General features: G+C 54.5%; 25 protein-coding genes and 1 riboswitch. Of the genes, 9 read left to right on the top strand and 16 right to left on the bottom strand.

All coding sequences use genetic code 11. From position 1 onward, the window contains the following. Positions 1-175: 175 nt before the first annotated feature. From K0B01_12060 to K0B01_12030, 7 genes are all read right to left on the bottom strand, one after another. A complete protein-coding gene (locus K0B01_12060; protein ID MBW6486871.1) occupies positions 176-853 on the bottom strand; it encodes a PAS domain-containing protein in 678 nt (225 codons plus the stop codon). A 182-nt stretch (positions 854-1,035) separates the two neighbouring features. Further along, positions 1,036-1,848, bottom strand: coding sequence for a 5'/3'-nucleotidase SurE (gene surE, locus K0B01_12055; GenBank protein ID MBW6486870.1), 813 nt, complete (start codon positions 1,846-1,848; stop codon positions 1,036-1,038). 196 nt (positions 1,849-2,044) lie between these two features. Next, complete coding sequence (locus tag K0B01_12050) at positions 2,045-2,632, bottom strand: hypothetical protein (GenBank protein ID MBW6486869.1); 588 nt, start codon at positions 2,630-2,632, stop codon at positions 2,045-2,047. Positions 2,633-2,907: 275 nt separating this feature from the next. Beyond that, the gene (gene dnaK / locus K0B01_12045) at positions 2,908-4,836 is read right to left on the bottom strand and encodes a molecular chaperone DnaK (GenBank protein MBW6486868.1); all 1,929 of its coding nucleotides are present in this window, start codon (positions 4,834-4,836) and stop codon (positions 2,908-2,910) included. 21 nt (positions 4,837-4,857) lie between these two features. Continuing rightward, positions 4,858-5,475: a nucleotide exchange factor GrpE gene (gene grpE, locus K0B01_12040; protein MBW6486867.1), complete on the bottom strand. Its 618-nt coding sequence runs from the start codon at positions 5,473-5,475 to the stop codon at positions 4,858-4,860. Positions 5,476-5,492: 17 nt separating this feature from the next. Next, complete coding sequence (locus K0B01_12035) at positions 5,493-6,080, bottom strand: D-sedoheptulose 7-phosphate isomerase (GenBank protein ID MBW6486866.1); 588 nt, start codon at positions 6,078-6,080, stop codon at positions 5,493-5,495. A 100-nt stretch (positions 6,081-6,180) separates the two neighbouring features. Further along, positions 6,181-8,094, bottom strand: coding sequence for an ATP-binding cassette domain-containing protein (locus K0B01_12030; GenBank protein ID MBW6486865.1), 1,914 nt, complete (start codon positions 8,092-8,094; stop codon positions 6,181-6,183). Positions 8,095-8,407: 313 nt separating this feature from the next. Here K0B01_12030 and K0B01_12025 point away from each other — a divergent pair, with 313 nt between their 5' ends. Then, the gene (locus K0B01_12025) at positions 8,408-8,608 is read left to right on the top strand and encodes a cold-shock protein (GenBank protein ID MBW6486864.1); all 201 of its coding nucleotides are present in this window, start codon (positions 8,408-8,410) and stop codon (positions 8,606-8,608) included. Positions 8,609-8,703: 95 nt separating this feature from the next. On the opposite strand, the gene K0B01_12020 is transcribed toward K0B01_12025, so the two are convergent. Then, positions 8,704-9,192: a YaiI/YqxD family protein gene (locus K0B01_12020; protein ID MBW6486863.1), complete on the bottom strand. Its 489-nt coding sequence runs from the start codon at positions 9,190-9,192 to the stop codon at positions 8,704-8,706. A gap of 137 nt (positions 9,193-9,329) precedes the next feature. Further along, positions 9,330-9,564, top strand: a riboswitch (cobalamin riboswitch). On the opposite strand from K0B01_12020, the gene K0B01_12015 reads away from it, so the two are divergent. The 5 genes from K0B01_12015 (at position 9,561) to cobO (ending at position 13,047) form a co-directional block, all read left to right on the top strand. Beyond that, a complete protein-coding gene (locus K0B01_12015) occupies positions 9,561-10,121 on the top strand; it encodes a histidine phosphatase family protein (GenBank protein MBW6486862.1) in 561 nt (186 codons plus the stop codon). It overlaps the preceding riboswitch by 4 nt. Beyond that, positions 10,114-10,659, top strand: a complete 546-nt coding sequence (gene cobU / locus K0B01_12010; GenBank protein ID MBW6486861.1) for a bifunctional adenosylcobinamide kinase/adenosylcobinamide-phosphate guanylyltransferase — start codon at positions 10,114-10,116, stop codon at positions 10,657-10,659. Before K0B01_12015 ends, cobU begins: the two co-directional genes overlap by 8 nt. After that, positions 10,656-11,717 carry a nicotinate-nucleotide--dimethylbenzimidazole phosphoribosyltransferase gene (gene cobT / locus K0B01_12005; GenBank protein MBW6486860.1) on the top strand — a complete coding sequence of 354 codons (1,062 nt, stop codon included), beginning with the start codon at positions 10,656-10,658 and terminating at the stop codon, positions 11,715-11,717. Before cobU ends, cobT begins: the two co-directional genes overlap by 4 nt. Further along, positions 11,714-12,457: an adenosylcobinamide-GDP ribazoletransferase gene (gene cobS / locus K0B01_12000; protein MBW6486859.1), complete on the top strand. Its 744-nt coding sequence runs from the start codon at positions 11,714-11,716 to the stop codon at positions 12,455-12,457. Before cobT ends, cobS begins: the two co-directional genes overlap by 4 nt. Before the next feature lie 59 nt (positions 12,458-12,516). Beyond that, entirely contained in the window at positions 12,517-13,047 is a 531-nt protein-coding gene (cobO, locus tag K0B01_11995) for a cob(I)yrinic acid a,c-diamide adenosyltransferase (GenBank protein MBW6486858.1), read from the top strand. Between the two features lie 90 nt (positions 13,048-13,137). On the opposite strand, the gene K0B01_11990 is transcribed toward cobO, so the two are convergent. The 5 genes from K0B01_11990 to K0B01_11970 form a co-directional block, all read right to left on the bottom strand. Continuing rightward, positions 13,138-13,368: a hypothetical protein gene (locus K0B01_11990; GenBank protein ID MBW6486857.1), complete on the bottom strand. Its 231-nt coding sequence runs from the start codon at positions 13,366-13,368 to the stop codon at positions 13,138-13,140. Positions 13,369-13,430: 62 nt separating this feature from the next. Continuing rightward, complete coding sequence (locus K0B01_11985; GenBank protein MBW6486856.1) at positions 13,431-14,360, bottom strand: M48 family metalloprotease; 930 nt, start codon at positions 14,358-14,360, stop codon at positions 13,431-13,433. Positions 14,361-14,432: 72 nt separating this feature from the next. Continuing rightward, positions 14,433-14,948, bottom strand: a complete 516-nt coding sequence (locus tag K0B01_11980) for an ATP-binding cassette domain-containing protein (GenBank protein MBW6486855.1) — start codon at positions 14,946-14,948, stop codon at positions 14,433-14,435. Further along, the gene (locus K0B01_11975; GenBank protein ID MBW6486854.1) at positions 14,949-15,170 is read right to left on the bottom strand and encodes an ATP-binding cassette domain-containing protein; all 222 of its coding nucleotides are present in this window, start codon (positions 15,168-15,170) and stop codon (positions 14,949-14,951) included. Positions 15,171-15,595: 425 nt separating this feature from the next. Further along, the gene (locus K0B01_11970) at positions 15,596-16,093 is read right to left on the bottom strand and encodes a hypothetical protein (protein ID MBW6486853.1); all 498 of its coding nucleotides are present in this window, start codon (positions 16,091-16,093) and stop codon (positions 15,596-15,598) included. A 148-nt stretch (positions 16,094-16,241) separates the two neighbouring features. On the opposite strand from K0B01_11970, the gene K0B01_11965 reads away from it, so the two are divergent. Beyond that, positions 16,242-16,574, top strand: a complete 333-nt coding sequence (locus tag K0B01_11965; protein MBW6486852.1) for a hypothetical protein — start codon at positions 16,242-16,244, stop codon at positions 16,572-16,574. A 102-nt stretch (positions 16,575-16,676) separates the two neighbouring features. Further along, positions 16,677-17,666, top strand: a complete 990-nt coding sequence (selD, locus tag K0B01_11960) for a selenide, water dikinase SelD (protein ID MBW6486851.1) — start codon at positions 16,677-16,679, stop codon at positions 17,664-17,666. Between the two features lie 33 nt (positions 17,667-17,699). On the opposite strand, the gene K0B01_11955 is transcribed toward selD, so the two are convergent. From K0B01_11955 to K0B01_11945, 3 genes are all read right to left on the bottom strand, one after another. After that, a complete protein-coding gene (locus tag K0B01_11955; GenBank protein ID MBW6486850.1) occupies positions 17,700-18,167 on the bottom strand; it encodes an LEA type 2 family protein in 468 nt (155 codons plus the stop codon). A 12-nt stretch (positions 18,168-18,179) separates the two neighbouring features. Continuing rightward, on the bottom strand, positions 18,180-21,143 hold the full coding sequence (locus K0B01_11950; protein MBW6486849.1) for an insulinase family protein: 2,964 nt from the start codon (positions 21,141-21,143) through the stop codon (positions 18,180-18,182). 120 nt (positions 21,144-21,263) lie between these two features. Beyond that, on the bottom strand, positions 21,264-22,535 hold the full coding sequence (locus K0B01_11945; GenBank protein ID MBW6486848.1) for a DUF362 domain-containing protein: 1,272 nt from the start codon (positions 22,533-22,535) through the stop codon (positions 21,264-21,266). A 286-nt stretch (positions 22,536-22,821) separates the two neighbouring features. Here K0B01_11945 and K0B01_11940 point away from each other — a divergent pair, with 286 nt between their 5' ends. Beyond that, positions 22,822-23,379, top strand: a complete 558-nt coding sequence (locus K0B01_11940) for a hypothetical protein (GenBank protein ID MBW6486847.1) — start codon at positions 22,822-22,824, stop codon at positions 23,377-23,379. Positions 23,380-23,617: the final 238 nt, after the last annotated feature.

Raw genomic sequence — 23,617 nt, 5'->3', positions numbered from 1 at the left:
TGGTCCCCAAAGCAGTGAGATGAACGATGCACACGCAAGACATTCATAACAGAGGTCGATTACGAACTGAAGCTTTTAAGCGCGGAGAAGAACATGACCGATCAGCTTTTGCACAACAAATTGTCGGCGCCCACATGGCGACCACGAATATAAAAATCTGTATTCAAGCTGATTACTAACAACGAATGTCTTTGATAATGAACGGTAATTTTATATTTTCATATAAATCGTGAATGGTTTTTCCCATGAGTTCCTCGCGGGAATAGCCAAACATCTCTTCTCCCGCCCGGTTGAACCGGACAAAGCGAAGCTCCCTGGCGTCTTTGACGAAAACCATGTTCGGGATATTCTCGATCACCGAATCAAGAAAGGCGTTTGCCTTGCGCAGCTCTTCAGCGACCTGTTCCCGGCGCAACCTTTTGATCATCAGCAATCCCAGGAGGGCGGTCCCTGCCGGATAGATCGCCAGGACCGGCAGGGCAATGCTGGAAATTACCCACAGGGCGGTCTCCCACGGCAGGGTCAGCATCATGGCGAGCATACCCAAATGGACAACCACGCCAAAGAGGTAGAGCTCTCTCCCGGATATTTCAGCAAGGGGCCGACGGCGGCAATGGCGCCAGGCGATCCCGATCGTTCCCGAAAGCACGATCACGCCCACGCCGGTCCAGGCGCCTGCCCCTCCCAGAAAGAGTCGGAATCCCGCCGCCATCGCCATGACAATGGCGGTGGGGAGCCATCCTAAAAAAAGACCGGATATGCCAATCAGGACCGAGCGCGTATCGAAAACAATTCCCGGGGTAAACGTCCAGGGCGTAACCATGATAACGATGCAAATGGCGCCACTGGCCATACCGACAAGCGCCTAGCGCCAGGCAGTTTGCCCGGTGCGCCAGCTGGGTGTCGAAACGTCAAAGATGAACACGGCGGCAAAAGCAGTGCGGCGTTCTGAACCAACCCCAGAAAAGCTTTGTCAATCATAAAGTACCTTCTTTCTTGTCTGCAATAATGCGAGAAATTCCCGACAGAAAAGTCTCAAAAGCTCTCCTTTGCCAGCTTGCCTAACTCCTCCAGCAGGTCGTAGCGGGTCAGATCGCAATGGATCGGGGTTATCGTGATCATCCCCCTTTTCAGGAGGCTGAAGTCGGTATCATCCTCATCCTGTAAGGGAAGCTCGGGCTCGCCGGCCAGCCAGTAATAGAGATTGTCCCGCGGATCCGTCCTTTTGTCGAATCTCTCCCGCATCCGCGCCCGCCCCTGCCTGGCAACGACCACCCCCTTGATCTCCTCTTCGGGGATTGCCGGAACATTCACGTTGATTATCACGTCCGGCAGGGGGTTCTTCAGAATAAAGGCCGCCATCTTCCGGGCAAAACGGGCCGCCGCTGTATAATCCACTTCCTGATGCGAATCAACGGAAATCGCCAGCGCCGGGACGCCGAGGATAACCGCCTCCGTCGCGGCAGAAACGGTCCCCGAGTAGATGATGTTAATGCCGACGTTGCGCCCGCGGTTGATCCCGGATACCACAAGATCAACCGGCCCGTCGGCCAGTTCGGACAGGCCGATCTTGACGCAGTCGGCCGGCGTACCGGAAACGGCATAACCGAATACGCTGCCGTTTTTTCGGGCCTTTCTTACCATCAGCGGCCGGAAAACGGTAATCGCATGGCCGACAGCGCTCTGTTCTATTTCCGGCGCTACGACAATGCACTCGGCATCCTTGGCAAGTTCCCGACGCAGGGCGTCAATGCCCCGCGCATAGATGCCGTCGTCATTTGTCAGTAAAAAGCGTTTTTTCAACTGTAAAGTCCTTTCTTTCGAGCCAATTGCAAAACTATTTGTCATTCCCGAAAGCGGAGCTTAATGTACACAATGCTTATATCGGGAATACGGTTTTTCAAGCAGTTAGAACCAGATTATGAACATTAAACTTCGTTTTCCAGCTTAAAATCATTGCGGGAATGACAGAATGTGAGAGTTTTACAATCGCCTCTTTCTAATGAATTGCAAATATTTTATCCTGCCTTACGGTAGTTCGCCGTCATGGATGCTTCAGTTTGTCTTTTCCCTGCATGCAGACAGAATCCAGATAATCCAGCGCCTCTTTGGCCAGCACCGGAGATTCGATCCAGACGGAGGCTTCATGGTTGTACCTGAGGGCGGACTGAGTCAGGTTGTGGCTGCCGATGAAAAGCTGCCGGCGGTCGATAACAACAAGTTTTGAATGGGTTACCGTGTTTTGGGGGTCGGGGCAAACCCTTATTCCTGCCCGCTCCAGCCGCTTGGCCGTTTCCGTATTGGTCTGGAGCAGATCACCGCTTTCCTGACTGAGTTCCATAACGGCCAGGACACGAACCCCTCTTTTGACCGCCGCGGCCAGGCTTTTCAGCATCTTTTCCGGATAGCCTTTGGCGTTCTCCAACGTCTTGAAAAGATAGGCGCAAATAACAATCTCGTCCTTGGCGCCCGCTATCCCTTCCTGCAAAACGTCGAAATACTCCCGGTCGATTAGCAGGCGGGCCTGGACGGCCTGGCGGGCATGGACAGCAAAACCCTTCCCGCCAGCCGAAAAGGCGGAAGAAGCAAGCAGAACAAGCAAAACCGTCAGCAGAAAAACCAACCTGTTCATTGCACAAAAGCGGACATTCGCCGTCCTCCACCCTTCCTGTTTATTAAACTTCTCTCTCGAGTTCACGCCTGCCGAGAGAATAACATTAGGTGATTTTTATATCACACCCGAGACCGATAATGAAACCCCGATAACAGTTTTTTCCCCGAAGGCAAGGAAAAATGAGAGGATGATTATAAGGCAATGATTTTAATTATATGAACCGGCGTTATCCAATAAAAAACCAGGGCACCCCACCAAAGGATGCCCTGGCCTTAATGTTTATCGTCAAAAAGTTATTTCTTTACATCCTCGAAATCGGCATCGACAACATCGTCATCCTTGCCGCCCGCCGCTTGCGCGCCGGCTTCCGGCCCGGCGGCGCCGTCCGGCTGAGGGCCAGCGCCTGCTCCCTGCTGGGCAGTCTTCGCGTACATCGCCTCCGCCAGCTTGTGAGAGGCGGTGCTGAGCTGCTCCTGAGCGGCGTTGATCTCGGCCAGGTCGTCGCCGGCAATCGCCTTTTTCACCCGCTCGATCGCTTCCTCGATCTTTGTCTTTTCTGCAGCATCGATCTTGTCGCCGAACTCCTTGACGTTCTTCTCGACGCTGTACATAAGCGTGTCGGCCTGGTTCCGCGCGTCGATGAGCTCCTTCTTCTTCTTGTCTTCCTCGGCGTGCGCCTCGGCATCCTTCACCAATTTCTTGATCTCCTCTTCGGTCATGCCGCTGGAGGCGGTGATCTTGATGCTCTGCTCCTTGCCGGTGCCCAGGTCTTTTGCGGAGACATGGACAATGCCGTTGGCATCGATGTCGAAGGTAACTTCGATCTGGGGCATGCCGCGCGGCGCCGGGGGAATCCCGACCAGTTCGAAGCGGCCCAGCGTCCGGTTGTCGGCCGCCATCGAGCGCTCGCCCTGGAGAACATGGATGCTGACCGCCGGCTGATTATCCGCCGCAGTGGAGAAGGTCTGACTCTTCCGGGTCGGAATCGTCGTGTTCTTCTCGATCAGTTTGGTCAAGACGCCGCCAAGCGTTTCAATGCCGAGGGAAAGAGGCGTCACATCGAGCAGGAGGACATCCTTGACGTCGCCCGTCAGGACGCCGGCCTGGATCGCGGCGCCGATCGCCACCACCTCGTCCGGGTTAACCCCTTTGTGGGGTTCCTTTCCGAAAATCTCCTTTACCTTCTGCTGCACCCTGGGCATGCGCGTCATCCCGCCGACAAGGATAACCTCATTAATATCGGACATGGAAAGTTTCGCGTCCTTCATCGCCGTCAGGCAGGGGCCAACGGTCTTTTCGATCAGATCCTCGACCAGCGCCTCCAGTTTTGCCCTGGTAAGCTTGATGTTCAAGTGCTTCGGCCCGGACGCATCAGCCGTGATGAAGGGCAGATTGACATCCGTTTCCATCGAACTCGAAAGCTCCATCTTTGCCTTTTCCGCGGCCTCTTTGAGCCGCTGGAGGGCCATCTTGTCGCTTTTGATGTCGATGCCCTGATCCTTCTTGAATTCGGAGGCCAGATATTCAATGAGTCGCTGATCGAAATCCTCGCCGCCGAGATGGGTATCGCCATTGGTCGCCTTGACTTCAAAAACGCCGCCGCCCAGTTCCAGAATCGAGATATCGAAGGTACCGCCGCCCAGATCGAAAACGGCCACCTTCTCGTCCTTTTTCTTGTCCAGACCATAGGCCAGCGCCGCCGCGGTAGGCTCGTTGATGATCCGCAGGACATTGAGCCCCGCGATCCGGCCGGCATCCTTGGTAGCCTGCCGCTGGGAGTCATTGAAGTAGGCAGGAACGGTGATTACCGCGTCGGTTACCTTCTCGCCGAGGTAGTCATCGGCCGTCTGCTTCATCTTGGTCAGAATCATCGACGATATCTCCGCCGGGCTGTAGTTCTTGCCCCGAACCGTCACCTGAGTGTCGCCGTTTGGTCCCTCGGTTATTTTGAAGGGGCTGACCGATTTGTCGTACTGCACCTCTTTCGAACCAAACTTCCTCCCGATCAGCCGCTTTACCGCATGAACGGTGTTCTCCGAATTGGTAACGGCCTGGCGCTTGGCCACCTGCCCCACCAGACGCTCGCCATTTTCTGCGAAAGCCACGATCGACGGAGTCGTGCGGTTACCCTCCTGGTTGGCGATTACGGCCGGGTCCCCGCCCTCCATCACCGCTACGCACGAGTTTGTTGTCCCCAAATCTATTCCAATAATCTTTGCCATAACAGCTATTCCTCCTTGAATTTATGCCTTTTCGCACTCATTTTTATTATCGTTGTCCGCTACGGGGCGTCTGCAAACAGACACCTTCGCCGGCCTGAGCAACCGCCCGTTCAGCAGAAAGCCCTTTTCGAATTCGTTTACCACCTTGTTATGCCCATGGTCGGGGCTGTTAACCTGGAGCAGCGCCTCGTGCAGGTTGGGATCGAAGTCCTGTCGGAGCGTGTCGATCGATTCCACTCCGTGCTTTTTCAGACAACCGGCAAACTGCTCGCGCAGCAACTGCAGCCCGGTCTTGAAAGCCTCTAAATCGCACGATTTACCGGCCTGCTCCAGCGCCCTGTCTATGCCGTCGAGAAGCGGCAGGATGTCCTGCAGCAGCTTTTCATTGCCGTAATTGATGGCATCCGCCTTCTCGCGGAGGGAGCGTTTGCGATAATTATCGAATTCGGCAACGGAACGCAGGTACTTGTCATAATTTTCCGCGGCCTTTTTTTCCGCCTCCTGGAGTTTTACAGTCAGCTCCTCTGTATTTTTACCGTCAATCAGCCCTTCAACCGACAGCCCCTGTTGCCCATCAGCCTCATTTTTTACGGCATCATTAATTCCGGTTGTATCTTTTTTGCCTGTCTTCAAACCCATGAACTCCCCTATATATATTAAGCCAAGCTTTCCGTCCTCTGAAACAGCTTGAAATCCACCATCTCACAGATGACATGCCCGACGGTTATGTGCGCCTCCTGGATGCGGGGGGTGCTCTGCGACGAGACGTTCAAATGAAAATCAACCATCCGGCCAATCTCGCCGCCGTCTCGGCCTGTGAGCCCGATCGTAATCATGCCGATTTTCTGGGCAGCCGCCAGCCCCTTGACAACGTTTACCGATCCCCCGCTGGTGCTTATCCCCCAGGCGATATCGCCCTTCTGACCGATCGCCCGAATCTGCTTGCTGAATATTTCGGAAAAATCATAATCATTGCCGATACTCGTAAGCACCGACGTATCCGTGGCAAGAGAGATAGCCGGAAGCGGCGGCCGCTCGATGAGAAACCGGTTGACAAATTCGGCAGCCAGATGCTGGGCGTCCGCAGCCGATCCGCCGTTTCCGAAGAGGAGTATCTTGCTGCCGGCAGTCAGCGCCTCAGTCACCGCCTCAACTACGGCAACTATCCTATTCAGGTTTTCGTTGAGAAAAGCCTCCTTTACCTGGATCGACTCCCTGAATATCTTGATTATGTAATCTTCCATCCCTTTATTAACCTTTCACTTTTCAGGGAATGTCCTCAAAACCGCCGGTAATATAAGAACCCGCCCGGGTCATGTCAAGGGAACCGGAAAATTAATTTTTTCAAATTTGCTCGCCGCTGAGTTTTTCCGCAAGGCTTTCCAGTTCCTCCCAGCGTCCATAGTCCATACCCAGCTTTTTTTCCAGTACGCTCAATTCTGCGCTTGCCCTGTCTATTTTCCCGGCATCCCGGTTGACATAGAATTCCGGAGAATTCAGGGTTTCGTGCAGACGTTCCTTTTCCTTCTCCAGGGCTTCAATTCTCACCGGCAAACTCTCCAGCTCCTGCTGCTCTTTGTAGGAGAGTTTCTTCTTTTCCCGCGGCGCTCTGTCCCTCTTCTGTTTTTGTTCATCCTTAACCGTTGTAAGTGGATATGTCTGCTTGGTTTTTTGTCTCATCCAGTCGTCGTAGCCGCCAACATATTCCTGGAGCCGCCCTTTGCCTGCGAAGACAATTGTTGAGGTTGCCACATTGTTCAGAAAAGCGCGATCGTGACTGACCAGAATAATCGTTCCGCCGTAATCGAGAAGGCGCTCTTCGAGGAGCTCCAGCGTTTCCATGTCAAGATCGTTGGTCGGTTCATCCAGAACCAGGACATTGGAGGGAAGGAGGAAGAGTTTTGCCAGCAGCAGCCGATTCCGCTCGCCGCCCGAAAGAGAGCTGACTGGCGACATAATCCGGTCTGGCGGGAAAAGAAAATCCTGAAGATACGAGATGATATGCCGGGAAGCGCCGCCCACGATTACCATGTCGCTGCCGGCGGCGACATTATCCTTCAATGTTTTGTTTTCGTCGAGCTGGGCGCGAAGCTGATCAAAATAGGCAACCTGCACCCCGGCGCCCCGACGGACGCTTCCCGCGTCCGGGTTCAGCTCGCCGAGCAGAATCTTCAGCAGCGTGGTTTTTCCAGAGCCGTTGGGACCGATAATCCCCACCTTGTCGCCCCGGATGATCGTCGTCGAGAACCCCGCCACGATTTTGTTGTCGCCGAAGGAAAAATGAATATCCTGCGCCTCCACCACCAGCCGGCCGCTGCGATTCGCGTCCTGGATTGCAAGCCGGACGTTGCCCGTCTGCTCCTGGCGCTGCGCCCGCTCCCGGCGCAACTGCATCAGCGCGCGCACCCTGCCCTCGTTGCGGGTGCGGCGGGCCTTGATTCCCTGTCTAATCCAAATCTCCTCCCTTGCAAGTTTCTTGTCAAATTCCTGCGCCTGATTCTGCTGGGCCGCAAGCAAAGCCTGTCGGCGTTCAAGATACTCGCTATAATTGCAGGCAAAAGAGAGCAATCGCCCCCGATCGATCTCCACAATGCGCATCGCCACCCGCTGAAGAAATGCCCGATCGTGGGTCACGAGCAGCAGCGTTCTGTCGAAGTTCCGCAGGAAATCCTCCAGCCAGAGTACGGCCTCGATGTCCAGATGATTTGTCGGCTCATCGAGCAGCAGAAGGTCCGGTTCGTTCACCAGAGCCCTGGCGAGCAATACCCGCCGTTTCATGCCCGCCGAAAGCAGCCCGAACTCGGCATTTTCATCCAGCTCAGTCCGGGAGAGCACCGCTTCCACTTGCTGATGGTATCGCCAGGCGCCGGAGGCCTCCAGCCGCCGCTGCAACAATTCCAGCTTTTTCAGCAGGGTCTCCGCACCGCCGTTTGATAAAAGAACGGTTAGTTCGCGGTATTCCCGGAGCAGTTCCAGATGCTCCCGGCCACCGGAAGCCACGACATCATAAACCGTTCCCGGCAGGTCGTCGGGCACGTCCTGGGGAAGCATGGCGATCCGAGCCTCCCCCTTGCGGACAATCGCGCCGGAATCCGGGGAAACATCGCCCATCAGCAATTTCATAAGGGTTGACTTGCCTGAACCGTTCCTTCCCAAAAGGCCGATTTTTTCGCCCGCCTCTATCTGCAGCGTGGCGCCATCAAGCAGCAGCGGCCCGCCAAAACTGACCGAAACCTCGTTGATCCAGATTAATCCCATATTCCTCCCCAGACAAGACAACGGCGCACTCATCCTCCCACAAACCCAATGCCAGGGTACCGCATTGAGCTTTGAAAATCATTATAAAAAACATTATAAAAAAGAGCTTGCATTTTTCTGCGACTTCCTTTATCATCCTTTCCACTTGATGTGCAGCACGTTTTTGTTTTAAGCAAAGTACGAAAAAGTTAGCCGCACTGACCAAATAAATTGGCAAGGGCGGTTTTTTTGTGCGCAAAACGGGCGGCAGGCCGAATGAGTCGGCATAATTGCATGGTTCCCAGTAGGAACCCAAAAAAAAGGAGTAGTAGAGATGTCTGAAGGAAAAGTAAAGTGGTTCAATGATTCAAAGGGATTCGGTTTTATCGAACAGGACAACGGCACGGATGTTTTCGTACATCATTCCGCCATTGTGGCAGAGGGTTTTAAATCATTGTCTGAGGGCGATCGGGTGAGCTTCGATGTTGTTGCCGGTCCCAAAGGCCCCGCTGCAGCGGATGTACGTAAACTGTAAGATCGGGATTTAATTTTTTTCAGTAAAAAGCCCTTCAAATTTTTGAGGGGCTTTTTATTATCAAGAAGCCCTCTGTTTTTCGGCATACACCTCGTTTACAGCCCCGCTTTTTCGACATCATGAACATGAAGCTCCGCCTTCAACTGCTTGGTCAGGAGGCGATCCAGTTGATTGGCAAACGCCTGGCGCTCCAACTTGCCGAATGTTGCCGGTCCACCCCCAATCATCCCCAAATCCCTTAATTCCTTGCATAAATCGCGCATGGCCAGACTGTCCTTGACATTATCCTGCGTATAAAGCTTTCCCCGAGGATCAAGCGCAAAGGCCCCTTTGGCAATCACCCGATCGGCAAGCGGGATATCGGCTGTAATCACGAGGTCGCCCGCTTGCGCAAGCCCGACAATATGGTCATCGGCGACATCAGCACCGGCGGCAACCTGGATGAAGGTGATCCTTGCACCCCTGCCACCCCGCAGGGGCTTATTGGCGACAAAGCACAATGGCACGTTCAGGCGCGCTGAAGCCCTGATCAGCACATCCTGAATTACGTTCGGGAAGGCATCCGCATCCACAAATATACGCATCTCACTCCTTTTGCCACACTTTGCCTAAAACCGTTCATTCAGATCAGACCACTCCGGAATTGTCTTTCCTCTATAATCCAGCCTTGCCAATATTTCAACACCCATTGCGGATTAGCTGCCATATTTCCCTTGACAGCAAAAACCGGCCGTACTATTGACCCTCCCGTCTCTGCCGGGAAATTGGGAAGATGGTGCAAATCCATCGCGGTCCCGCCGCTGTAACCGGGGACAAAGGCCGCCTGGTGCCACTATTCTAAAAAAGAATGGGAAGATGCATTTCAGATAAAACAGAGTTCGGGGAATTTATGTCTGAACGGTTGCTGATGATTCGCCATGGCGAATCCGAAACCCGCTACAAGGGGCGGTATATCGGGAAAACGGATGCGGATCTGTCCGCAAAGGGGCAAAAACAGGCGGAGGCCCTCGCCGCTTTGCTACCCGCCTTCAGGGACGTCTTTTTTTTAACCAGTCCCCTGCGCCGCGCCCGCCAGACGGCAGAGTTCGCCATTGGCTTGGCCAAACCCCTGGAGATAGACGAAAACCTCCGGGAGATAGACTTCGGACTCTGGGAGGGGCTGAGCTTTGCGGAGATAGAGGCGGCCTATCCGGCAGAGGTGGTAAACTGGGCGGCGCAGGGGGACGATTTCCTCTTTCCGGAAGGCGAGAATACGGCAAGTTTCCGAAAAAGGATTGCAACAGCGGCCAACATAATCGTCAGCAACCCTGCCGAAACAACGGTAGTTTTCACCCACGGGGGCGTCATCCGCTTTCTCATCTGTCATTTTCTGGGACTCCCGAGCAGGCATCACCTCTCTTTTGAGATATCACCGACATCGCTCTCGGAAATCATGATTCATCACGGAAAAGGCGTTCTTACCCGCCTGAACGACCAGCATCATCTGAAAGGTTCACTGCTGAATTATGGCTGAGATAATTCTCGTTACCGGCGGAAGTCGAAGTGGCAAGAGTTCTTACGCGCAGAAGAAAGCGGAGGAGATCCCGGGGGCGCGCCTCTTCATCGCGACCTGTCCGATAATCGATCCCGAAATGGAGGAAAGAATCCGGAAGCACCGCGAGGCAAGAGAGGGAAGAGGCTGGAAAACCATTGAAGAAACCGTCAATCTGGCAGGAGTAATCCGCCGGAATGGCAAAGAAAGGACGGTGCTTGTGGACTGCCTTACCCTCTGGATAAACAACCTCATGTACAAAGAGGAAAAAACGGGCGCAGTGCTGACGGAAGAGATTATTGTCGAATACTGCCGGGAGCTTGTCGCCGCCTGCCGGGAAAGCGCGGGCACGGTTTTTCTGGTCGCCAACGAGGTTGGCATGGGGATCGTTCCCGACAACGAAACAGCGCGGCGTTACCGGGACATTGCCGGACGCTGCAATCAGGAAATAGCGAGGGCCGCAGACCGGGTCATACTGCTGGTCTGCGGCATCCCTCTTTACGTAAAGGAGCAACCATGATGCTGTTGCAGGAGACAATCGCAAAAATTGAACCGCAGGACATGGCCGTTCGGGCGCTGGCCCATCAGCGTCTGGAAAGCCTGACAATGCCCTACTGGGCGCTCGGACGGCTGCTGGACTTGGCGGAGGAACTCGCCGGGATAACCCGCTCGCTGCATCCGGCGGTCACCCGCAAGACAATTTTCACGATGGCCGGGGATCACGGGGTCGTCGCCGAAGGGGTCAGCAAGTATCCGCAGGAGGTAACCGCGCAGATGGTCGCAAACTTCGCCGCCGGCGGGGCGGGGATCAATGCCCTCGCCCGCCAGGCCGGAGCGTCAGTTGCCGTCGTGGATATGGGGGTCGCCACCGATTTAAGCGAACTTGTCGCCTCCGGCAAGATACTGTCGCGCCGGGTCGGTCCCGGCACAAAAAATATGGCCGTCGGCCCGGCGATGAGCCGCGAGGAGGCCGTTTGCGCCCTCGAAAATGGGATCGATCTTGCGCTCAACGCGGCAGATTCCGTCGATATTCTCGGCACCGGCGAGATGGGCATCGGCAACACCACCCCCAGCAGCGCGATTGTAGCAGTCTTCAGCGGTCGCCCGGTCGGAGAGGTCACGGGTCGTGGAACCGGAATCGAAGATGAACAGTTCACCCACAAGGTCGGCGTCATTGAACGGGCACTGCGGCTGAACAAACCCGATCCCCATGACGGCATTGATGTCCTGGCAAAGGTTGGCGGCTTTGAAATCGGGGGGATAGCGGGGCTGATTCTGGGTGCCGCCCGGCTGAAAAAACCTGTGGTTATCGATGGTTTCATCTCGACGGCCGGCGCACTGATCGCAAGCGCTCTCTGTCCGACGGCGCGGCAGTACATGATCGCCGCCCACCGCAGCGTTGAACAGGGGCACCGCGTTGCCCTGGAACTGCTCGCAAAGCAGCCGCTTCTCGACCTCGATTTGCGGCTCGGCGAGGGAACGGGGGCGGCGCTGGCGATGAACTTTATTGAGGCCGCCGTCCGGCTGCTGACCGAAGTGGCGACTTTTGAGGAAGCGATGGTCTCAAAGGCGCAATGAGAGGATTTTTCGCGGCACTGCAATTTTTGACGATCTTTTCGCTGCCCCGCGGCCTTGCGCCCGACAAAGAAGCCCTGCAAAAAGCACCTCCGTTTTTCCCGCTGATTGGGCTAATGGTGGGCTTCCTGGTGTCGGCGATTGACTGGGGATTGGGCTTTATCTTTCCGCTCCCGGTCAGAAGCGTGCTTGCGACAATTCTGCTGATCGCTTTTTCCGGGGCGCTCCATACGGACGGACTCGCCGATACCGCAGACGGTCTGCTCAGCTCCCGCCCGCGTGAACGGATGCTCGAAATCATGCGGGACAGCCGTACCGGACCGATGGGAGTAGTCGCAATTGTCTGCGTTGTTTCGCTGAAGATCGCCGCCATCGCCTCCCTCCCCTCCCCCGCCCGTTTCTGGGCGCTGCTCCTGATGCCGGTCGCCGGCCGCTGCGCCCTGCTGATCGTAATAGCGGTTCTTCCTTATGCGCGCCCGGAGGGTCTCGTCGGTGTTTTTCGGTTAAACCGCCCGACTCTTTTTCTTCTCTGGGCTCTGATCTTTCTGCTGACAACCGGCGGCCTCGCGGGAGGACTGGCCGGAGTCATAGCCGCGGCATCATCCTTTTTGTTCGTGCTTTTGTTTACCGTCTATCTTGGCAGGAAACTCGGCGGCTATACCGGGGACACGCTCGGCGCGGCCTGTGAACTGACCGAACTGATCCCGCCTTTGGTCGCCCTCGCCTGGATGGGGAGCTTATGACGACGTTAAAAAGGAAAGAGATATATAAAATCATTGTCTTATGAGAGAAAAGGGGATGCATGATGGGCGATAAAAACAGGATCCTGATTTTCACCGGCGAGGGGAAGGGAAAGACGACCTCCGCTTTGGGAATGGCGCTCCGGGCGCATGGACACGGCATTGCGGTCGCCGTTATCCAGTTCGTGAAAGCGGACACGGAAACAGGCGAATACACGGCTTTGAAAAAAATGGAGAATGTCGAAATCATCACGATCGGGGCCGGATTTGTCCCCCGACCGGCAGACCCCCGCTTCGCCGACCACTGCCGGGCGGCAAAACAGGGCCTCCAGCAGGCCGCTGCATATCTCCAGACCGGCCGTTTCGGTCTGGTAATCCTGGACGAGGTCTGTGTGGCGGTCTCTTTGCATCTCCTTGACGAAGAGGCTGTCCTCGCCACCCTTCGCCTGGCGGCCCCCGGCACAACCATCGTGCTGACCGGCCGCGGGGCGTCGCCGGGGCTCATTGAGATCGCCGACACGGTTTCGGAGATAAAGGCAATCAAGCACGGATACGAAAGCGGCATCAAGGCTCAGCGAGGGGTGGAATTCTAAGGAAGTCAATTGCCAGAAGCGCCATGTTGCCGTTTGTTATCTCTTTGCGGTGGAGCTGCGCAAAATACCGACTTTTGAGACGAGTTGTTTTTAATCGCCTTTTTCTTCAGTGACTTCCAAAACGGTCTTGTTGCTGCAGGAGGCAATTCCGAAGGGAGCTGCATACAGCGGCACATGAATATTGGCGTCAACCATGACACTGACCCCAAAGATCACAGCCCACTTGATCCTGTGAACGCCGGCCGGCAATTTCACCGATCCGTATTTTGCTTGCGGCACATAGGGCATGTCATCAATGATCGCCCTTCCTATCGTTAGCAAGCTTGCCTGCCGCAAGGCAGTTCCCGGTTGCTGGGCATTACTCTCGAAATCCCGCGCCGCTTTTATTCAGCGGCAATCTTTTTTGCCCTTCTAAACTGGGGAGAATCGACGATTGCATTTTTCACGGCCGGTCTTGCCTCCGCAAGCTGTTCCATCTGCCGCACTCTTTCTTCGCTGGGCGGGTGGGTGCTCAGCGCATCGGAAAGTTTTTTGGTGAGGGGATCGTTCTGCCCTCCACCCTTCTTTTCGATCTGCAGCAGCTTTTTATAAAAATCGCCCACCTTGTCCTTATCGTAGCCGGAATTGACGGCAAGCCGGAAGCCGATGCGATCCGCTTCCATCTCGTCCTCGCGGGAGTTCACCAGAAAACGGTATTTCTGGACGAGCAACCCACCACCCGCCCCCGCGGCGGCGCCGATCGCCGCCGTTTTTACGTAGCAGGCCTTATCATCTTCCCCACAGATCACACTCCCCAGCCCATATCCGATAATGCCGCCGATTATTCCGCCCCCGGCCCCATAGAGCCATGTCTTACCCTGTTCCTTTTCCATAACATACATACGTTCGGCAGCATGCCTTGCCACTACATGACCGAGCTCATGCCCGATGACCCCGGCAAGTTCCGCTTCGTTCGCCGCAATCGCAATCAGGGAAGCGGTCACGAATACCTTTCCCGCGGGCATCGCAAACGCGTTGGGGTTTTTGGAATCGACAACGGTAAATTCGTAGTGATAGGGGTTTCCTTCCAGATCATTGGCCAAAACTATCTTCCTGCCGATTGCGGTTACATAGTTCTGCAGCTCTGTACTTTTCGCCGCCGGATAGTCTTTTAAAAGTTCCGGAAGCGCCTCTGCGGCCAGCCGTTTTTCGTCCGCGACCGTCAACGCCGTCTGCTGCCCCCGGTTGTCTCCCTCCCGATAGCGCGAACTCGTTGTCGGCGCACATGCGCCAATAAGCGATAAAATCATTGCCATGATAATCATTTTTTTCATAAGCTTCTCCCCTGTTTGATATTTTGTCGTTCGTTATATATCAGCAAGATGATTCTGTTTCAATTATCATGTTTATATGACGAGGACAACCACCCGGTTGGCGATGTCCATTACCACCCCCATATCGTGTTCGACCAGGATGATGCAGCGGATGCCGTCCCTAAGCACCGCCGTATCCGGATAGGTCTCCCCCTGCCCCTCGAAAAGATCAATAATGAAGCGGGCGATGTCTTCCTTCTCCTCCAGGTTCATACCGGCAATGGGTTCGTCAAGCAGAAGCACCTTCGGCTCGAGAGCCAGCGCCCTGGCCAGTTCCACCCTTTTTCTCATTCCATAGGGCAGAAGGCCGACGATCTTCTTTCTAATGGAGGCGATTTCAAGAAAGTCGATAATTTCTTCTACTATCTTCCGGTGGGCAATTTCCTCTCGGAGCGCCGGGCCCAGATATTGACCGCCGGTAACGAAGTTTTGCTTCATCAGCGCATGCCGGGCAGCCATTATGTTGTCCTGAGTGCTCAGGCCCGTGTATAGTTCAATGTTTTGGAAGGTTCTGGCAATGTCGATTTTCGCCAGCTTATCCGGACGCATTCAGGTGATTTTTTGCTCATTGTAATAAATCTCGCCCTCCCGGGGTTTGTAAAAACCGCTTATACAGTTGAGCAATGCGGTCTTGCCGGCGCCATTGGGCCCAATGAGAGCAAATATCTCATTATTTCTGACATTGACGCTCACGTTGTTGATGGCTCTGACACCGCCAAAACTAAGCGAGAGTTTGTCAATCCTTAAAGCAATATCGCTGCCGGTTTCCACCTATTGCGATTTCCTCCGCAAGTGTAATGTCCAGATTGATGAGCGCGGTTGCCACGCGATTGACTTTTTCATTGAGCTGGGAATAACTTGTTTCTGAGGAGCCTTCGCTTAAAGCAGGTCGTCCAGGAAAGCATCATGCGGATTGTTCCAGGTTTTTTGCGACATTCATCCTTGACCCCGTTTTATGTTACAAAAGAAGAGAGAATCCCCCAGGGGCTCCTCTGTTTAAATGCAAATAACAACTACCGGGGAAATAACGCCAGGACTCGTGCAACAAAAGTTCGGCGGCCTATATACCCGGGGAATGGCCCTGTCAATATTTTTGTATAATGGTCATTTGATCCATTGGACCAAGAAATGCTGATTAATGAGCAGGCAATGTTAAAAAAACGCCGAAACCCGCCGTTGTGGAACTAACTCGCCTTTCAGTTAATTTCCTTTTTGAGCTCAAACTTTTCATAGGTGTCAATGTCGGGGGTTTCAATCCAGATTGTCCCGTCTTCGTTTTGCCTCAGCATGGTTCGCGCCGTCGGCATCGAATACCAGGCGCCAAGCGGCGCGCCTTGAGGGGTCGTCAATTCAAATCCATAGAGATACTGGCCTAACTCGGAAGTCTTTGCTTTCATGCTGCCAACCAGCTCTTTCATCATCTCCGGGGTCATCGCCACACTTTTCCACAAGGTCCCGGGAACGAGTTGCAGCTCCTTGGGCAACCCCAGGATGGCGTTGGGATACAAATCGGCGCCGCTTACATAATAGCGCCATTCAATTTTTACTTTAGAATTTTCAAAATCGCCGGTCACCCCTTCGCTGGGGTTTATCATACCGTAATTCCGGAGTGAGCCCGAGCAGGAGATCATCCCCGCCAAGATAACGATCAGGGCGTAAACAGAATAATATTTGGCAATTACAGATAATTTCATTTTTCCCTCGTAGAAAAAACGTGAATCAACAACCGCCGTCCGTGGGGAAATGCCTTAACAATCGGCCCGGCCACTATGCCGCCGGTTTTCAAATAGCTTAATGACCGACGGATGTCAACCTTATGGTTTCCTGGCAGGAATCGGAAAAATGAGGACAATAGATCTCCCGGGGCTCCGAGATGGAAAAATATCTTATGAGAACATCCTGGTCCTGCCGCAGATCGACTTTGTCTATTTCGGCGCCGACCAACGGAGAATTCGTTCAGGCCCGTTTTCCCAAGAGACAGGGGCCAATGGTTTGCCCTGTTCATCCGTAAAAAAGGGGCGGAATCGTTCGCTTGGATACAAAGTGAAACGAAAAGAGCGCCGAACCGTCATCATGTTGCTGCTCAAGCAATCAGATGCCGAGGGTGATCGTCCGCTTGCAAATTTTATTCTCGTCTGTTATCTGCATAAGGCAAGGCAATTAGTAATCTCATAAGTAGAAAGAGGATGAAGTATGGATATTATTCCGGCAATGCCTCCGGCAAATAAAAAGAAGCGGCTGACAGAGACCTCGCACGGCTCCGGGTGAGCATGCAAAATAGGTCCGGAGGACCTGCACGAAGCGCTCAAGGATCTGCCGCTGATTACAGATCCCAATCTTATCATCGGTATGGAGAATGCCGACGACGCCGGGGTGTATCGCCTGCGCGACGATCTGGCGATCATCCAGACGGTGGATTTCTTCACGCCGATCGTTGACGACCCTTATACCTTCGGACGCATTGCCGTAACCAACGCGCTCAGCGACGTCTATGCAATGGGGGGACGTCCGCTGACAGCGATGAACATCGTCTGCTTCCCGATAGGAAAGATGGACATCTCCATCCTCCGCGAGATTCTCCGGGGCGGTCTCGATCAGATGCGCGAGGCGGGCGTTGTCCTCGTGGGCGGCCACAGCGTCGAGGACGATGAACCGAAATACGGCCTTTCGGTGACCGGCATCGTCCATCCCGACCGGGTTCTGGCCAACCGGGGGGCAATTCTCGGAGATCGCCTGATCCTGACCAAGGCCCTTGGCTCCGGAATCGCCAGCACCGCGGTTAAAGGCGGGGTTGCCGATTCCGCCTTGCAGAAACGCAGCGTCGCCGCGATGATGGAGCTCAACCGGAAGGCGGCGGAACTTATGGCAAAAAGAGACGACATCCACGCCTGCACGGACATCACCGGATTCGGCCTGCTGGGACATACCATGGAGATGATTGAGGGAACCGACACAGGGATAAAAATATACTCAAAAGCGATACCGTATTTTGAAGGCGTTCAGGAGCTGATCGAAACGGGAATCATTCCCGGCGGTTTGATCCGAAACCGCAAATTTCGCGAGCAGCAGATCGAAAAGGGGGCCAACTGCCCCGCCTGGATCATCGATCTGCTCTTCGATCCGCAGACCTCGGGGGGGCTTTTCATTTCTCTGCCGGAAGCCGGCGCAACGGAACTGCTTGCGGAAATGCATAAGGCGGGAATCCCCGATGCGGCAATTGTCGGCGAGGTTGTCTCGACTCCGCCGGGGAAAATCGTTGTCGAATGAAGGGCGAAGACCTCCTGAATTTCCTCTCGGCCGTTATTTATCGCCGGGGGGAACGGGAAAATCCAGCACCCCGCTATTCTCGAAATTAAGATCAACGAGAAGCCCGGTAAAAAGACGACCCCGGATGCGATAAGATGCGGAACTTTTGCCGTCCCGCCTCAGCGCCCCTATCTGACGCAGTATGGCTGAAAGATCGCTTACCGCGTCGACTTCCATCATCGTTTCGCTCAAACGGGGCAAGGTCGCGGTTTTGTTGCTCACCCCTCTGGCAAACAACTCATCGTTGATCGTTACCTCAAAACTCATTCCTTGGACGGGGATCTCCCGGTCATTCGGATTCTGAACCCGCAGCTTGAAAACAAAGCGCTGCTCCAGCAGGCTTGCCTCGACCACCTGCAGGTCGGCCACCGTCACTGAAGGCGCCTGCAGCCGTAAGCCCGCGCAACCAATCACGAGCAGGGCTGCTGTCAGAATCGCCATAAAGCATGTCTGCCGACGCACGTTTTTCTCCTTTCAGGGAAGCTTCTCCAGAACAAGTTTTTCCTTAAGTGCCTCGTTTGCCGCCCGGAGCCTTTCTTCCGGCGCGAAGACGGCAACGACCGCGCGTTTTCCGGCCTCCGCAAAATAGCGGCTCGCTACCGCCTGAAGCTCTGCGGTTGTAACCCCCAGCACCCTCTCCCGGAAACTGCTGCGCAATGCATCCGTCAGGCCGGAAAACTCCCTGATCATCGCGGTGTAGCCCCTCCCTGCCGGATCAAGCGGACGGTCGAGGGCGCCGATTGTGCCGATGATGGCTTTTTCCACTTCCTCGCCGGGGATCGAACTCTCGCTGACAAAATCCATTGCCTCCTTGTAGATATCCAGCGTCTCGGTCAAGTGCGGGTCGCGGTAAGAAAGAAAGGCAAATACGCCGCTGGAAGGCTCATACCGGCAAAAACCGCCGTAAGCGCCTCCCTGCACCCGGATCCGCCGGTACAAAAAGCCGTTGGAGAGCTGCTTCGCCAGAACGAAAAGCGGCGGCGCTATTTGGTCCGTATAGGGCGGCGCCGCAAAGGCCGAGGCCACATAGCAGACATCGGCCGGGATCGCGACCCCGACGTGAACAGACCGGCTGTTTTTGGTTCTCTTTGCCAGCGGCTTTTTTCCCTCCGGAAGGGCGAAAAGCAGCGCCTCCGCCGCCGTGCCGAGGCCCTCCAATCCCTGTTGATCGGCCGTCATATTCAAGAAAAGTCGGCGGCTGGTAAAGATCGTCTCCCGGAGGCGCACGAGTTTGTCAACAATTTCCCCGCGATCCTCGCCATAACGGTTCGCCGTTTCGGTGATTGTGTGCAACTGACTCCGGCCGTACCACTGTTCGGAACGCCGGGCCGAAAGTGAGATGCTCGTTGCCGCCGCCATCTGGGCGAAGAGGTGTCCGGACGGAATGACCGCCGAATGGAGTCCGTTCTTTTTTTCAAAAATCAACTCCTTCATCCGCTCAACTTCGCTGAGTTCCCCCCTGGTCAGGATATCCCGGACAATCGCGAGAGCCTCGTCTGTGTTGCGGTAGAGCGCCTTTACCGACAAGATCATCTTCTGCCAGCTTTTGGTTCCGTCGGCGGTCTCGCCGGCAATCAGGCTGAAGCCCAGTCCCCCGGTGTAGAGCGCGATGCGTTTTGCCATCGCCTCATAAGAAAGCCCTGCCGCCCCCATTTCCGTCGTCAGCTTGCCCAGGAGCGGCAGATAGGGCTGAAGCTCTTCCGGGATATCCGAGACGTCGAAGGCCAGATCGAGATAGGCGATGCCGTTGGTGAAGATGTCGTGGCGAAACAGCGGAACGCCTTTTAAATCAATCATTTCCGTAGGAATTGTCTCGACTTGTCGCGAGATATCGGCAATCTTCAATTGGGGAAGCGCTGCCGCCGCCTCCGGCCGGTCCGGCTCGGTCTGAAACTTCTTCAAGATTTCCGATTCCTTACGGATAGTTTCCTTTTCCCCCTCGGAAAGAGACGCCCGGAGCTTAGCCATCCGTTGGCGAGTCCTCTGCTCTTTTTCCTCCTGATACGCTGAGCTTGGCTCCATTACCGACACAAGCCGGTGCGGGTTTTCCAACAGCCATTCCCGAACCGCTCTCTGGAAAAGGGCGGGATCCTTTTCCCACTGCGAACGGATTGAACTGATGATCCGCGGGAAATTCATATCCGTCAGCGGGTCGCCATCATAGAGCCAGGTGTGGTAAGCCCGTCCCATTAAGACAATTCCATACGGAAAGTTCTTCCGGGTTATCTCCCGGCCATGGAATTCCACCTGGTGAAGCGTCCCCTCAATCAACTCCGAGTCGAATCCCTTTTCCACGGTATTTTGGAGCGTCTCGAGAATAAGCTGCTCTATTTGACCCTCCCGCTCCGGCTCCGTTCCCCTTAGACCGACGGCAAAAACGATCTGCTGCAGATCCCGCTCCAAGCCCGTGACCGGCGACAGATCTTCGCCAAGTCCGGAGTCTATCAGAGCCTTGCGCAACGGAGAAGCGGCGCTTCCGGCGAGGAGATCGCCGATAATCGCAAGCAGCATCGCCGTCTCGCTGGATGTGTTTTCCGCCGTCATCCAGGCCATATTGACCGTGCTTTTACCCTTTCCCGATTCATCCTTATCAATAGGGAAAAAGTTGTGAATCCGCCGGGGCGCCTTCCAGCGGGGCTGAAGAGAAATGGAGGAGTTAAGCTCGACCCGCTCAAAACCTTTTAAAATCTCCGCAAGAAAGGCGAGGTGTTCCGCAGTCGGAATGTCCCCGTACAAAAAGAAGCGGGCGTTGGTCGGCGAATAGTAGGTACGGTGGAACTCGCGAAACTGCTCGTAGGAAAGATCGGGAATGCATTCCGGATTTCCCCCGGAGTCATGGGCGTAGGGGACGTCGGGAAAGAGATTCTCCAGAATGGCATTGTACATAAGGGTTTCCGGAGAGGAATAGGCCCCCTTCATCTCGTTGTAAACAATTCCCGAGATGGTCAATTCCCCGCTTTCATTGAACTCGTAATGATGCCCCTCCTGAAGGAAGGTTTCCCGCAAAAGCCGGGGTCGTAGAACCAGATCGGCATAAACCCGCGCCAGGTTGAAAAAATCCCGTCTCTCCAGGCTGGCAACCGGATAGATCGTCTTGTCCGGATAGGTGAAGGCATTAATGAAGGTCTGGAGCGTCCCGCGCACCAGTTCGTTGAAGACATCCTTCAGCGGATAGCGCTCGGAGCCCGCCAGGACGGAGTGCTCCAGGATGTGGGGAACGCCTCGGGAATCCCGGGGCGGCGTCCGGAACCCGATAGAAAAGAGGTTTTCCCGATCAGCGGAATGCAGATGCAGCAGTTTCGCCCCGGTTTTTTCATGCTCTATTTCATAGGCAGAAACCATGATCTCCGGGATCTGCTCGACGCGCAGTATCTTAAAACCATAAAGCTTTTCTCCCGGGGAAAGCGTCAGGGGCGGACAGTTGTTTTTTGCGTGCATTTTTACCTCCAGTATTTTTTTGCTCTCAACGATCGCATTTTCGCCGGATACATACGGATGTTAGATAGAAAAGTCAAAGAACGGCTGACTTGTCGCGCCTGCGGCAAAAGACGCGGCTGTTTAATCCCAAGGCATCAGTGCGCCTTTGTCGTCAAATTTCCACTCGCATTTGCCGATTGTCTCGAGTTTTGCATTTTGAACGTTATGCTTACATTCGGCGTCATACTGGGCAAGCGCCCCCGCGGAAAGGGCAAGCTCTTCCAAATGACTTGTGTTTTTTATCCAGGCAATCCGTGTTTGCTCCTCCGTCAAAGGCGGAAGCGTGGAAAGCGCCTTGTCTATGGTTTCCCGGTCGCTGCCGCCAATGATCGGGATCATCCCGCGCTGGAGGTAGGTCGAAGTAAGGGTGTTCTTATAAGTCACGGCAAGATCAATATCCTTAAAAAGCCTTTCGGTTATCAGATCGGCAAGACCAACCCCCTGGGCATTTCCCTGAGACGAAGGTTCCAGTGCGAGAACGACGATCCTCCCGATTCCGGGAAAGCGGGGCTCTGCTTCTCCGGCAATGCGCCACCGCCCGATCACATTGGGGTCCATGCCGGTGCCGCTGTATTTTTTCCCCATTTCTTCAACAACAAGGAGATCAAGCTCTGAAACAGGCACCCCTGCTTTAAGGTGCGAAGCCTCTTTTAGAAGACGGGCATCGGCGGCCGGAAAATCCTCCGGATGGACCAGCTCCAGCCTGGCGACTTCTCCGTAGGCATTCTCGACTATTCCAATCCCGGCAACAATCGGCGCACGGGTCGCAAGGAACGAGGCAACCGTCGGGATCATCTCTCCCATCCGCGACGGGCCGTAACGGTGCAGGCGAGAGGCGCCATTGATTTTTCCCAAACCGATTGCGCACATCTTGCAGAGTCCGCTCTGGACCGGACCGGTCACCGCCGTATGCGCCTTGATCCGGTTCATCACGATGATATGGTCGGCGCCGGCCGCGCTGCGATCGCAGAAAACCGGAAAGCCATCCCCCAACTCGCCCATTATGTCAACATCCATACTGACTATTACCGGGCAGCCGACAGATGACTCTGTTATCCCGAGCGATTCCAGTATTGCAAGCTGCCCCCTGGCGGTCGCGCCGCCGTGGCTTCCCATCGCGTTTACCACAAATGGCTTGGCCCCAATCTCTTTTATGGACCCAACAAGCGCCCTCATCAGCACATCGATCGAAGCGATGCCCCTGCTGCCTCCGGTTATCGCCACCGTCTGCCCGGGCTTGATTTTTCCCGGCAGCCAGCTTGAGCGGATCGTCTCGTCCATTGCCTCAGCGGGATTTGTAATGGCTTCACGAGAAAACTTCTGACGGCACAGGCTCATTTCAGGCAACTGCATTTATTCCCTCCCTAAGGCGCAAAAACGTCATTGTTTATTCAAGGGGAACATATTGCCCCTTCTCTTCCGGATTTCTAACACTTATTTGACGGCAACTGTCAAGTAAATTACCACAAATGACTTTCGTCCGGCCGATATGCAGGGATATTGCAGGCAAAGAACGAACCCTTAAAAAATACTTTCAAAAAAAATCCCTATTGTGGTAGATAGTCGCGCAAGACGTTTGTATGAGGGTCCCCTTGAGAGGAATCCGCAAGATTATTGCAGCATAAAGAAAGGAACGAAATTGAAAAAGGATAACGTAATTCTTTTCAGCGGTGGCGCGGACGGGGCAGAGGCGGAATTTGGAGCAAACGCGGAACGCTACGGAATTGAAGAGGTGAATTTTACCTTTGATGGACATACCCGCTGCCGACAGCGAGGCGTGCGCGTTCTGAATCATGAAGAGTTGAAAAACGGCGATGTCAGTCTTGAATATGTGTCAAGATTAATGAATCGCCGCTATACGGAAAGCCCAATTTTGCGCAAGGTTCTGCAAACAATCTGGTATCAGGTCAATAACGGCCAGTCCATTTACGTTGCCGGAGAGATCCTGCCCGACAAGACCGTCAAAGGCGGAACAGGCTGGGGCGCCGAATTCGCCAAGATCTGCAATAAGCCTTTGTTTGTGTTTGATCAGAAAATTAACGCCTGGTTTCAGTGGGATAAAACTGACTGGGTGGAGCGCGAAAGGGGGAACGAACCGGTCATAACCCACCAGCATTTCGCGGGAACGGGCACGAGGTTCCTTGCGGAAAACGGCAAAAAGGCGATTGCCGAGCTGTTTGAAAGAACCTTTTGTTAACCGCCGAAAAATTTATCCGCCTGTAAAAAGTGCCGCTTGAAGCAAGCAGGTCGGCGGCAGGGGAAATTAAAATACAAACGGCCTCAGAATTGAAGCCGTTTTTTTACTTTCGAGCCAATTGCAAAACCATTTGTCATTCCCGAAAGCGGAGCTTAATGTACACAATGTCTCTATCGGGAATATGGTTTTTTCAAGCAGTTAGAACCAGATTATGAACATTAAACTTCGTTTTCCCGCT

This window comes from Syntrophobacterales bacterium (assembly GCA_019429105.1).
Lineage (GTDB): Bacteria > Desulfobacterota > Syntrophia > Syntrophales > UBA5619 > DYTH01.
Note: the sequence above shows the minus strand (reverse complement) of the source record. Positions and strands in the feature narration are given on the sequence as shown.

Bases quoted from the DNA above. Each gene is read 5' to 3' on its own strand.
- K0B01_12060 (MBW6486871.1), bottom strand. From the start codon at position 853: ATGGCCAGTGGCGCCATTTGCATCGTTATCATGGTTACGCCCTGGACG.
- surE (MBW6486870.1), bottom strand. From the start codon at position 1,848: ATGACAAATAGTTTTGCAATTGGCTCGAAAGAAAGGACTTTACAGTTG.
- K0B01_12050 (MBW6486869.1), bottom strand. From the start codon at position 2,632: ATGAACAGGTTGGTTTTTCTGCTGACGGTTTTGCTTGTTCTGCTTGCT.
- dnaK (MBW6486868.1), bottom strand. From the start codon at position 4,836: ATGGCAAAGATTATTGGAATAGATTTGGGGACAACAAACTCGTGCGTA.
- grpE (MBW6486867.1), bottom strand. From the start codon at position 5,475: ATGGGTTTGAAGACAGGCAAAAAAGATACAACCGGAATTAATGATGCC.
- K0B01_12035 (MBW6486866.1), bottom strand. From the start codon at position 6,080: ATGGAAGATTACATAATCAAGATATTCAGGGAGTCGATCCAGGTAAAG.
- K0B01_12030 (MBW6486865.1), bottom strand. From the start codon at position 8,094: ATGGGATTAATCTGGATCAACGAGGTTTCGGTCAGTTTTGGCGGGCCG.
- K0B01_12025 (MBW6486864.1), top strand. From the start codon at position 8,408: ATGTCTGAAGGAAAAGTAAAGTGGTTCAATGATTCAAAGGGATTCGGT.
- K0B01_12020 (MBW6486863.1), bottom strand. From the start codon at position 9,192: ATGCGTATATTTGTGGATGCGGATGCCTTCCCGAACGTAATTCAGGAT.
- cobU (MBW6486861.1), top strand. From the start codon at position 10,114: ATGGCTGAGATAATTCTCGTTACCGGCGGAAGTCGAAGTGGCAAGAGT.
- cobT (MBW6486860.1), top strand. From the start codon at position 10,656: ATGATGCTGTTGCAGGAGACAATCGCAAAAATTGAACCGCAGGACATG.
- cobS (MBW6486859.1), top strand. From the start codon at position 11,714: ATGAGAGGATTTTTCGCGGCACTGCAATTTTTGACGATCTTTTCGCTG.
- cobO (MBW6486858.1), top strand. From the start codon at position 12,517: ATGATGGGCGATAAAAACAGGATCCTGATTTTCACCGGCGAGGGGAAG.
- K0B01_11985 (MBW6486856.1), bottom strand. From the start codon at position 14,360: ATGAAAAAAATGATTATCATGGCAATGATTTTATCGCTTATTGGCGCA.
- K0B01_11980 (MBW6486855.1), bottom strand. From the start codon at position 14,948: ATGCGTCCGGATAAGCTGGCGAAAATCGACATTGCCAGAACCTTCCAA.
- K0B01_11970 (MBW6486853.1), bottom strand. From the start codon at position 16,093: ATGAAATTATCTGTAATTGCCAAATATTATTCTGTTTACGCCCTGATC.
- K0B01_11965 (MBW6486852.1), top strand. From the start codon at position 16,242: ATGAGGACAATAGATCTCCCGGGGCTCCGAGATGGAAAAATATCTTAT.
- K0B01_11950 (MBW6486849.1), bottom strand. From the start codon at position 21,143: ATGCACGCAAAAAACAACTGTCCGCCCCTGACGCTTTCCCCGGGAGAA.
- K0B01_11945 (MBW6486848.1), bottom strand. From the start codon at position 22,535: ATGCAGTTGCCTGAAATGAGCCTGTGCCGTCAGAAGTTTTCTCGTGAA.